The sequence below is a fragment of the Streptomyces sp. 7N604 genome (assembly GCF_052245475.1).
Classification (GTDB): domain Bacteria; phylum Actinomycetota; class Actinomycetes; order Streptomycetales; family Streptomycetaceae; genus Streptomyces.
The window spans coordinates 42451-53544 of record NZ_JBQQBX010000043.1; the positions used below are offsets into that span (position 1 = coordinate 42451).

The following is an 11094-nucleotide window of genomic DNA, read 5'->3' on the forward strand; positions in this document are numbered from 1 at the left end:
GTGACAGCGGCTGACGGACAGCGGCAGCAAGCCACCGTTCCGCGGGCGGAGTTCCGCTCCTATTACGGCCGGCCGATCCTGAAACGCCCCACCTGGAAGGTGCCGGACGTGCCGGGATATCTCTTCCTGGGCGGGACGGCCGGTGCTTCGGCAACCATGTCGGCGGTGGCCGACTTGACGGGGCGGCCGGAACTTGCCCGAGTCGGCAGGTGGGTGGCCGCCGGCGGCGCCCTCGTCGGCGTCGGCGCCCTGGTCCACGACCTCGGCCGTCCCGAGCGCTTCCTGATGATGCTCCGCGTCCTCAAGCCGACGTCCCCACTGTCCGTGGGCTCGTGGATCCTCTCGCCCTTCTCCGCGCTGACCACCGCGTCGGTCGCCTCCCAGGTGACCGGGAGGTTCCCTCTGCTGGGCCAGCTGGCCGGACTCGGCGCCGCCGCGCTCGGGCCGGCGATGTGCACCTACACGGCGGTGCTGCTCGCCGACACCGCGGTGCCGGCGTGGCACGAGGCGTACCCAGAGCTGCCGTTCGCGTTCGCCGGCAGCGCGCTGGCCTGCGGGGCGGGAGCCGCACTGGTCGGCGCACCGCACACGGATCACCGGCCGCCGTTCCGGATGGGCATGCTGGGCGCGGCCATGGAACTCGCTGCGATGCACCGGATCGAACAGCGGCTCGGGCTGGTCGGTGAGCTGTACGTCCGGGGCCGGCCGGGCAGGCTGCTGAAGCTGAGCAAGGCCTTGACCGTGGCCGGGGCGGGGCTTTCCGTACTGGGGCGCCGCAGCAGGGCGGCTTCGGCACTGGCGGGAACGGCGTATCTGGCGGCGGGGCTGTGCACGCGGTTCGGCATCTTCGAAGCCGGTGTCCGGTCCTCTGAAGACCCGAAGTACGTCGTGGTCCCGCAGCGGGAACGCCTCGAGGCGGCGTAGCGCTTGAGGACAGCAGTCCCTCAGCAGTCCCTCGACGCTACGCGGTGGCTGGGCTCGTCCAGGCATAGACGTACGGCCGCTGTGGCGACCGTACGTGTTGGGCAGACTACGGATTCATGCCCCAGGCGACCCTCGAGCGTGCGCGCCGCCGTACGAGCGCACCGCCTGGCGCACCCGTGCTGCGGGTGCCATGGCGCTGATGACCAGGGCGAGGACCAGCGCGACCGATCCAGCGATGACGTTGCTGGTGATCGTGCGGGCGGTGTCGACATTGCCGGCGATGGCCCACGGGCTGATGATCGTCCACAGGCCGATACCGGCGGCGGCCCAGCTCATGGCGTGGGTGCGCTCGTATGCCGTCCCGAACCCCGCCACGCAGAGCGTGTATGCGATACCGGTGATGAGGTTGCTGATCGCCAGCGGCGTCAGGGCATCGAACCCTGCCACCCACGGCGAGACCGTCAGGTAGAGACCGGCGAGGACGGCCAGCGCCTCGGCGGCCTGGGCGGGCAGCGTCACCGTGGCCTGCTCGGAGCGTGCGCGCAGCTCGAGCAGGTCCGGGTGGTGTTCGATGGGGGTGGGGCTCGTAGGAGCGGTCACCAAGACCACCTCCTCAGGAAACTTCTCATTGCACATTTGCGGTACCCCATCGGAGCAGGTCTAACTTTGCATGCTCCGTAAAGGTTCCTCTGTCGCAATGCAGGAAATTTGCCACGTCCTCTGAGGCCGCCCGGCGGGGGCTTTGGCGTGTGTCTGCCGCAGGCAGCGGTCGCGATGGGTGGCCGCTCGGACGCTGAGCGTGCCGACGGGATCCGATGCTGCTCGACGACATCGGTTTCCTCTTGCTGGGCCTGCGATCACGCGGCAATGCCGTCACCCGTGCGGGAATCAATCACCGCGCCCGCGCCGACGGCAGCGCGCATCCGGGCCGGGCCTGGTCTTCAGCGCCCTTATCCCCGACATGGACTACTTCAACAATCGCAGCGGCTGTGTCCGCCCCCTGTACCGCAACGCCGCCGCCACGGCACCGAATGTGGCCCCCGGACTGCTGCCGCTGCTCAACCGTCGGCTCGGCATACCCGTGATCCCCGAGGACTTGCTGGCCTATATCGCCGCGGTGGTCTCCCACCCGGCTAATCCGACCGCTTCCGCGAGGACTGCTGGTCCCAGGCTCGGACCCCCCTCACCTGCGATCCGGTGCTCCGGCGGTGCGCAGTCGCCCTTGGACGCCGAATCTTGTGGCTGCACACCTACGACGAGCGGTACACCAGCCAGGAGGAAGACTGGCCTCGCTGCGCGCCCGCGACTCCAACGACTCGGGCGGATGACAGCGCGCAATCTGCTGGCTGCGGCGGTGAGTTGATGATGTGAGAGACCGTCCGGTCCAGCCGGTGATCACCCGTTGATGATTGCGACCGCCCGCGGCATATGCCACCTACAAGTCGTGGAAATTGCACAGCGATCGGTGAAGGTCGTTGGTCGTGATCGATTCGTGTCCGCCGCGTGATCCACTTTCCCGCCACGCAGGTAGGCTGATCATCGGCCTTGGAGTTCAACTCTCAAACGCAGTAGGAGACTCGTGAGCACCTGGACAACTTTCGCCGCCTTTGTTGCTACGGCTGCACTTGCCGTTGTCATCGCTCTGAGTGTGAGTGGCGCAACGGCGGAGCCCGGTGCCGACTCGTCCGGGCGGCCATCGACTGTGCTGGCCATCGAGGCGCGGTACATGTGGTGATGGTGGCGGTCACAGGTTGTCGCGTCAGCGTCTGACCAATCTCTGGATTCGGGCACCGGCTCTGTGGGAGTTAGCTCATGAGCCGGTCACGCCCCAATCCCTGAGAAGCCGCTGCAGGCTCTCCGCTTCAGCCTCGGCTTCAAGTCTTTGATAGAGAGCGAGGGCCTGCTCGCCGTAGTTGCGTGCCCGTTCAATGCTGTGAGACGACAGGGCGGTGCGGGCAAGCCCCGCGAGGGCGTGTGCGGAGCCGAGAGGAAATCCGATGCCCTGGGCGACATCCAGCGCTTGTTCATAGACCTTCAGCGCGGGGCCGAGCCGCCCTGACTCGCGCTGCATATCGGCCACGCCGATGAGCGCTCGCTGGCGCTCGTACGCGTTATCAATGCTGCGGGCAACTTCTTCCGCCATAGTGAAGTGCAGCAGGGCCTCGCCCCTTCGTCCGCTTTCCCCATAAGCCGTGCCCATGCTGATCAGTACGTCCGCTTCGCCAGGGGTGTCGCCGCTGGCCCGGTAACTGTCGAGAGCCCTTTGGAAACAGGCGAGGGCCCGGGCCGTCTGCCCAGTCGCCCGGTAGACGCCACCGAGGTTGGCGTCGAGGATGGCGATTTCCTGTTGGCCGCCGAACTGCCGTACCAGCGTCAGGGACTGTTCGTAGAAGTCACGGGCTTCTTCATAGCGGCTCTGGAGGTAGTGGAGGTGACCCAGATTGTTCAGCGCCTTGGCTTGCCCGTGCAGATCCCCCAGCTCTTGGAAGATAGCGAGCATTGCACGGAATGTGCGGAGCACCTCGTGGTGCCGTCCCGCGTAAGAATGGGCCACGCCCTGGATGTTGAGGCATTCCGCTTCTCCGTACCGGTCACGGACCTTCTGGTACAGGGTCAAGGTTCGGTCCAGAACGTGCAGGGCCAAATCACCGTGGCCCGCCGCCAGGTGGGCGCGGCCTGACTGGAGGAGAGCGTCGGCACAGCCGTGGTTGTCGTGGAGGTCCTGGAAGAGGGACAGAGCCTCCGTGGCGCAACGCAAGGCCTCGTCGTGGTTCTTCTGGGCCAGCACATCCGCATGCTCCACCAGGGTCCGGGCGAGTGCCGCCCGGTCGCCGCGCGTTCGGAGGAAAGACGCAGCGGTGCCGTGTAGCTCGGCTGCGATGTCCCAAGTGCCCCAGAGCTTCAGCGCCTTGGCCAGTACGTGCGGAAAGAGCGCGGCGTAGCCCGGGTACTCGGCAGCGGCGGTTCGCGCGACGGCCAAGAGGTTGGCGCGTTCTACGGTGAGCCACACCGATGCCTCGTCCGTGTCGGTGAACTTGGGAGCGTATGGGGACTCGTGCTCCGGCCCCCCGGGCAGCGTGCGTCGGTGCGGGTGGACTAGGCGATCCGCGCGATGAGCAGCGGTGACGTAGTGGGCAAGGAGTCGGTCGACCGCTTTACGACGAGTGGATTCCGACTCCGTCTGGGAGCAGACCCTGAGTCCGAAGGCCCGGGCAAGATCGTGGAGCCGGAAGCGGTCGGGGACGGGCTCTTCGAGGAGGTGGCCGTCCAACAGCTCTTCTATGCTCGTGTGGGTCCGTACAGCGTGTTTTCCGGTATTCAGGCCGGCAAGTGCTGTTGCTGCACCCAGGGTGATGTCGGGGCCCGGGTGCAGGGCCAAGCGGCGGAACAGCCGCTTTGCGGGACCGCTGAGTTCGGCATAGGAGAACCGGAAGGCCGAGTCGACGGCGTCGTCGAACTCGTCGAGAGGATCAGCTGCCTGTGCCAGCCGGCCGAGGAGATGGCCGAGGTCCCACGAGTCACGATGCCGGAAGCGGCTCGCCAGCAGCTGTACGGCGAGGGGATGGCAGCCGCACGCATCGATGACCTGCCCCAGGGCAGTGACGTCGGCGGACACTCGGGCGGCGCCCACGATCCGTGTGAAGAGGGCGGCTGCCTCTGCTTTGGACAGGACGTCGAGGAAGAGCGCTGTGGCGCCGCCAAGCCCGGCGAGCCGGTTGCGGCTGGTCACGATCACGCGACAGGTGGGAGCGCCTGGTAGCAGAGGCTTGACCTGAGCGGCGTCCCGGGCGTTGTCGAGGATCACCAGCGCACGGTGGCGAGCTGTCCATTCCCGCCATCTGGCCGCGCGCTCGTCGAGGGAGTTGGGCAGGTCCTTGGGCGCCCCGGAGGCGTGGAGCAGGACTGCGAGCGCCTCGGCGGGATCATAGGACGGCTGATCGCTGTAGGCGTGTAAGTCCACATAGAACTGGCCGTCGGGATAGGACGTACGCAGATGGTGCGCGGCGCGGACGGCCAGAGCCGTCTTCCCGATCCCGGGCATGCCGTGGACGACGGTAAGCGGTAGGGCCGTTGTCTCGCTGTCACTGGATTCGGAGTTCGTGAGCAGGACGCGCAGTTCGCCGGCACGCCCCGTGAAATCGCGAGTATCCCGAGGGAGGTTGTTGCGAGACTCCGGCCCGGATGTTTGCGCAATGCCGGAGTTCGGCTCCATCAGCGTGCGGTCCTGCTCCAGTATGCGCAGGTGGAGCTCCTGCAGTTCCGCTCCGGGCTCGATCCCTTGTCCTTGGCGGAGGCGCTGGCGTGTGTTCCGGTAGAGGGCGAGGGCCTCGTCGGGCCGCCCGGAGCGGTATAGCGCCACCATCAGCGCGGCGATCACCTTTTGCGCAAGCGGATTCTCTGAGGCGAGTTCGTGCAGTTCGCCGATGAGATCCGCATGTCGTCCCAACTCCAGCTCCAAGCGGATCCGTTCCTCCCGCACGTGGCGGTAATCCTCGATCAGTCGGGCACGTGCTGACACAGCCCAGTCGCTGGAGAACTCCGCCAACGGCTCACCCCGCCAGAGGGCCTCGGCGGTGCGGAGCAAACCAATGGCCAGGTCCCTCTCGCCTCGCTGAGCCGCTGCGCTCGCGTCCCTACGCAATCGCTGGAAACGCAGCAGGTCGACGTCCTCAGGATCGACGACGCGGAGCTGGTACAGACGCGGAGAAGGCCTGTCCACCTGGACCAAGTCGCCAACTGCCTTGCGCAGCCGCCTCCGAAGCCGGGAGAGATAAGTTCGCAGCGTGTCCACGGCTGTCCTGGGCAGCTCGTCGTCCCAGACGCGGTCCATGATCGCGTCCACACTGACCGGCTCTCCCCGTGCGTGGATCAGTACGGCCAGCACGCAACGCTCTTTCACGGAACCGAGCTCGAATTGCTGCTCGTCGTGCCATAGTTCAACGGGTCCCAGTGCAAGAAGTTCCACCATCGCCCCCGACGGGTGTGCGACTTCCTGCTGCCGCCTCCGGCAGCGCCCGCACGTTCGTACGGCACTCAACTTACTGTTGCCGCGGTCAGGCGTAGCCGACAGACGCGCACAGGAGCGCAGCGGGCGCACAGTCGGCGCCACGCCCACGCCGTGCGCGGTGTGCAGGATTTCTGCAAGCCCGCCATCCAGGGCCCAAGGGCACCTCTCCGTTAGCGGCCGCGGCCCCTCGCGGTTCGCCGGACCGAGTGACCGGTCCGAGGAGAAGGAGCATCGGGGGATTGAATCGATGAGCGTGGCAATGCTGGAAGCGCACTGGCGACATGTGCCGGTGCGTCTGGACGTCGAGCGCTGGGCCACCCGCCAGATCCGCAGAAAGGTCCTGGTCGTAGTGCACACAGTGACCGCCGGTCAGCGGTTGCTCGATACGGTCCGTCTTCTGGAGGGCGACCCACGGGTGCAGGTGTTCTTCACCGCGGCACCCGACGTGTTCAGCAACGGTGTGGCTGCCTTCCTGGAGGAGCTCAAGGGACTGGTCCTGCCGTGGAGCGACGCAGTGCAGACGGCATTCGACCTTGCGCTGGCCGCAGGGCACGGCGGCCTCCATGAACTGCACGCGCCCGTGATCGTGCTCCCGCACGGCGCCGGGCACAACAAGTTCGTTCCTGGTGGGCGACGCGGACGCGTGGTGGCGGAGCGGGAGGTGTACGGCCTCAGCAGGCAGTGGCTGATACGGGACGGCAGGGTGGTACCCGAGGTCATCGTTCTTGCGCACCACGAGGAGCTCACTCGCCTCGGTCGGGAGTGCCCCGAGGCACTGCCCGCTGCCGAGGTGGTGGGCGACCCCTGCTTCGACCGCATCACCGCGAGCCTGCCCTCACGGGCGCTGTACCGCGAGGCGCTGCACATCAAGGCCAAGCAGCAGTTGGTCGCCGTCTGCTCTACCTGGGGGCCGAACTCGCTGTTCGGAAAGGCCTGGGAGCTGCTGGAGCGGTTGGTGACGGATCTGCCCCGCAACGAGTACGGCACCGTCCTGTTGCTGCATCCGAACGCTTGGAACACCCACAGCGAATGGCAGATCCACAGCTGGCTGGCCCGGCTGGGACGCGCGGGGCTCAACGTCGTCAGCCAGTACGCGGACTGGGTCGGGGCACTCGTCGCCGCAGATTACATCGTGGGGGACCACGGCTCCGTCGCGCTCTACGGCGCAATGATCGGCGTTCCTGTTCTGATGGCCGGCCTCCCTGACGCGGATGTGGATCCCGGGGCGCCCATGGCGGAGCTGAGCTCCTTGGCGCCCCGACTGCATGCGGACCGTCCGCTGCGTCAGCAGCTCAACCGCAGCCTCAAGACATACCGATCGCATCGCTATGAGCGCATCGCGGCCCGCATTACCTCCGAACCAGGGCAGTTCGCCCGCAAGATGCGCGCGCTGCTCTACCGCAAGCTACGGCTGCGGGCGCCTGCCGGATGCCCGACCACGGAGCCCGCGCGACGCCCACTCACGGTGCGGTACGACGAGCCCGGCAGCGTCATGTCATGAGAGCGCTGACCGTCGTCGTGTCCGAGGCGGCCGTGCCGGAAGCGGGCAGGGTGGGAGGACCGGTACGCCGTACGCGGATCGCGATGGTGCACCCGGACTCCGGGGCCCCCATCGTCGACGAGCATCTCCGTGTCCGACTCCCCGCGCCAGGCCCGTGGCCTCTGCTTGCCGATGTGCTACTGACGAAAGGCGACGAAGCCCAGAGCGCCGAGTTGGCTGCTCGTCATCCCGGCGCCCTGGTGATTGTGGTGCACGGCGGATCCCAATGCTGGCTACGCCTCGGCTCCGAAGGCCTCGTGAAGACGCTGAGAACGCGGCCGCCGGTGTCGGGAGCCAGCTGGGGAATCTGGGCCTCGCTGGCCCATACCTGGCTGGTGGCCGGGCTGCCTGTCGCAGCGCTGGGATCCGCGTCGGTGCGTGTCCTACGGGCTCACTCCGCGGCACCGCCCTCCAGACTCTCGAGCCGGGCCCGCACTGCCAAGGCTTCGGCTGATTCCGACCGGCCCACCGCGGAGAAGAGGTCCAACGCCTCCCGGTAGTGGTCCCCGGCGAGGGCCGGCCGCCCGCGCCTCTCGGCGAGCCTGGCCAGGCTCGCCAGGGCGCGGGCCGTCTCATAGTCGGCGGTGATGCTGCGCAGCGTGGTGAGGGCTGTGGAGAGCCGGTCCTCCGCCTGGTCGAGGAGATCCCGGCTGAGGTACGCGCGGCCCAGAGCAGTGGCCGCGCGTGCGGCGTTGTACGTATCGCCGGCTTCCTGCAGCGTGGTGTAGGCAGCGCCGGCCTCGGCAGTTGCTTCCTCCGGGAGCCCTTTCGCAAGCGCAACGTCAGCAAGGTTGAGCCGGGCCAGTCCGCCGGCACGTCTGTCGCCGCACTCGGGCAGCTCCGTGGCCGCACGCGTGAAGAACTCGGCCGCCTCATCCAGGCGGCCGAGTCTCTGGTAGGCCAGCCCCCGGTAGTTGAGCGTGCGGGCGTAGCCGAGCGCATCCCCGCTGCTATGGAAGGTCCGTGCCGCCCGCTCGAACATCTCGAGGGCGCGCTCGTGGCTCCCCATGTCAAGCTCGCCCAGACCGGCCGATGTGAGCATCCGGCACTCGGCCGGCCTGTCGCGTAACTCCCGAGCCGCGGCAAGACCTTCCTCGTGCGCGGTACGCCAGTGCTCGTAGAACTTGCGCCGAAGGAAGAGGGGCCACATGGCGTCGGCAAGCTGCCAGCAGACGGCCGGGAAGCCCGCAGCGCGGGCGCGGCGAATCACGGCCATCAGATTGGGCAGCTCGCGCTCCAGCCAGTCCAGCGCGTCTTCGGCGCCGTCGCCGAAGTCTGCCGTTACCACCGGTCCCGCACCGTAGTCACGGCGCATCGTGCGGTGCTGGGGGTCCACGATTTCCTCGGCGCGGGTGGCGGTGGCGAGGTAGTGGTCGGCAATGCGACGCAGGGCAGCAGCGCGCTCCTGCAGGGATTCGTCCTCCTCCGCCTTCGCGACGGCGTGCAGCCGTACGAGATCGTGGAAGCGATAACGCTCTTCCCCGGCGTCGATGAGCAGATTCGCGTCGTACAGCACATCCAGCAGATCTGCTGCATCCCCGGCCAGCGCTGCAGCCGCAGCCGTGCTGGAGAACTCCGGCCCCGGGTGCAGACCCAGCAGCCGGTAGAGCCGGGCAGCGTCTGGGGGCAGCTCCTGGTACGACAGGTCCAGCGTCGCTCGCACATTGTGGTCACCTTTGATGGCCAACGCCCCCAGTCGGTCATGCTCATCGGTCAGCGCACGCACCATCGCGGTGATGCGGCGCCGCGGGCGCACTGCCAGACGCGCACCAGCGATACGAACCGCCAGCGGCAGCCCGGCACACAGCTCGACCAGGGCGCGCGCTTCGTCGGGCTGCGCGGCCACCCGGCCGTCGCCGAGAGTGAACTCCAGCAGCTCGACGGCGGCCTCCGTCGCAAGGGGATCCAGATGCACCTCGTAGCAGCCGTCAACGGTCAGCCCTGGCATCCGCCATCGGCTGGTCACGACGGTCACGCTCTGTCCGGCCGGCAGTAGCGGCCGGACCTGGGCCGCGGTCGCGGCGTCGTCGAGCAGCACCACGAGCCGTCTGTCCGCAGTCAATGACCGGTACATCGCGGCCCGTTCAGCTAGTGCCCCAGGCACCCGCTGGGACGGCACACCCAGGGCGCGCAGCAAGCGGCCCACTACCTCCCCTGGGGCTGCCGGTCCGCCCGGGGACTGCGCGCCCAGATCCGCGTACAACTGACCGTCGGGAAAGTCGGGCCGCAGCGTGTGCAACCAGGCAAGTGCGACCGCAGTCTTCCCGACCCCGCCCAGTCCACTAACCGCAGCCAGCGTGGAACGGCCCTCCCGCGTGGTCTCGGCGCGGTGACGCTCCAGTGCGTTGAGCTCCGTCGTGCGGTCGGTTATACGGACCGACGGCGGAAGTTGCCACGGCGCCTGCTCTCCGGCCGCCGGCTCGGCACCGATGTGGATGCCGCCATACACGGTCCCGGCCTGTACGGCGGAGCCGTACACCGTTCCGCCTAACTCGTTGTGGCCACCGCGCTCATGTCTCCGCACCCATCCCCCTCCGAAACGTGCGATTGTTGCTAAAGGACATCCTTTCCGCACATGCGAGCGATATCCGCGGCTCGGGAGGTGATGTGGGTCTCCGGTGCCCGGTTACGCTCGTCACGTGCCCATGTAATTGCGCTTGGCATATGCGGTCGGGATGGTCCGAAGGATTGTATAGGGCTCGTGGCGGACCCAGATGGCACCGACTGCGGGTCCTGCCGGAGGATCTCATGGGTTCGAGGGAAGCGCCCCGCCGGCGAGTGGCCGAACCGGATTGGGTGCCATGGCCAGGAGGGCTGGGCCGCCAGGTGCCGTATGGGGGTGTCCAGTGGGTACCACCTCGTTAGGTGGTTTGGAGCTTTCCTGGAGGGGCTGGGCCCGTGCTGCCGATGCTCCAGGTACTCCTCAGAGGCGGAATCACGAACACTGGTTTGGGGGACGGAATTGAGGCGCGTATTGACGTGGACAAGTGCCGGACTGGGTGGAGTTGCTCTGGTTGGGCTCGGTGTGTTCTTCGTCTCTGTTGGCCTGGACGAAGCTGATCAGTTGGCGAGCGTGATCGGCGTCTTCGTCGGGTTGAGTGGCTTAGCGCTATCGGCCTATGGGGTGGTATCGGCGCGCGGCAGTACTGGCGTGCCACCCGCGAACACAGCACGTAGCCGCGGTGGTGACGTCACCAACACCATCCGTGGAGCCACGGTCCATGGAGGCGTGCTCCAGGCCCGAGACATTGTCTACGACCCATCCGCCGACTCGAGCACGGATAGGGCTGGAACGACTTCGAACACGGTTGTCGGCGGGGTCATAGACGGCGGTTTGAGCCAGGCACGCGACGTACGCGAGAGACCGCCGGACTAACTTCGATCTTGCGTGATGGGCTGTCAGCTTGCTGATGGCCGTTCTTTCCTGTTCCTCGGTGCTGTTTTCGGCGCGCGAGCAGGCCGATGGCCCGGCGTCGCGCCGGGTGGGCGCCGGGTTCCACGGCTCCGGTGAAGTGGTGCTGCTCGCAGGGACAGGTCGTTGTCGCTGGTCAGCCGGGGTTCGGCAGGGCCTGCAGCCGCTGGATCGCGCTGGTGATCACGGTTGTCCAGGGCCAGTGGCGGG

General features: G+C 67.6%; 7 protein-coding genes. 4 read left to right on the top strand and 3 right to left on the bottom strand.

The features are described from left to right. Positions 1–924, top strand: coding sequence for an NrfD/PsrC family molybdoenzyme membrane anchor subunit (gene nrfD, locus ACTWP8_RS34030; RefSeq protein WP_443325942.1), 924 nt, complete (start codon positions 1–3; stop codon positions 922–924). Between the two features lie 114 nt (positions 925–1038). Here the strand turns inward: nrfD and ACTWP8_RS34035 are convergent, their stop codons facing one another. Beyond that, positions 1039–1524, bottom strand: coding sequence for an SPW repeat protein (locus ACTWP8_RS34035; RefSeq protein ID WP_443325943.1), 486 nt, complete (start codon positions 1522–1524; stop codon positions 1039–1041). A 199-nt stretch (positions 1525–1723) separates the two neighbouring features. Between ACTWP8_RS34035 and ACTWP8_RS34040 the strand changes: the two genes are divergently transcribed. Then, positions 1724–2287 (top strand): type ISP restriction/modification enzyme, encoded by a 564-nt coding sequence (locus tag ACTWP8_RS34040; protein ID WP_443325953.1) that lies wholly within the window; start codon positions 1724–1726, stop codon positions 2285–2287. A 447-nt stretch (positions 2288–2734) separates the two neighbouring features. Here the strand turns inward: ACTWP8_RS34040 and ACTWP8_RS34045 are convergent, their stop codons facing one another. Next, on the bottom strand, positions 2735–5893 hold the full coding sequence (locus tag ACTWP8_RS34045) for a tetratricopeptide repeat protein (RefSeq protein WP_443325944.1): 3159 nt from the start codon (positions 5891–5893) through the stop codon (positions 2735–2737). A 286-nt stretch (positions 5894–6179) separates the two neighbouring features. Between ACTWP8_RS34045 and ACTWP8_RS34050 the strand changes: the two genes are divergently transcribed. Continuing rightward, positions 6180–7433 (top strand): hypothetical protein, encoded by a 1254-nt coding sequence (locus ACTWP8_RS34050; protein WP_443325945.1) that lies wholly within the window; start codon positions 6180–6182, stop codon positions 7431–7433. A 430-nt stretch (positions 7434–7863) separates the two neighbouring features. Here the strand turns inward: ACTWP8_RS34050 and ACTWP8_RS34055 are convergent, their stop codons facing one another. Beyond that, entirely contained in the window at positions 7864–9996 is a 2133-nt protein-coding gene (locus tag ACTWP8_RS34055) for an ATP-binding protein (RefSeq protein WP_443325946.1), read from the bottom strand. An 880-nt stretch (positions 9997–10876) separates the two neighbouring features. Here ACTWP8_RS34055 and ACTWP8_RS34060 point away from each other — a divergent pair. Then, positions 10877–11094: hypothetical protein (locus ACTWP8_RS34060; RefSeq protein ID WP_443325947.1), on the top strand; the 218-nt coding region annotated here is incomplete at its 3' end.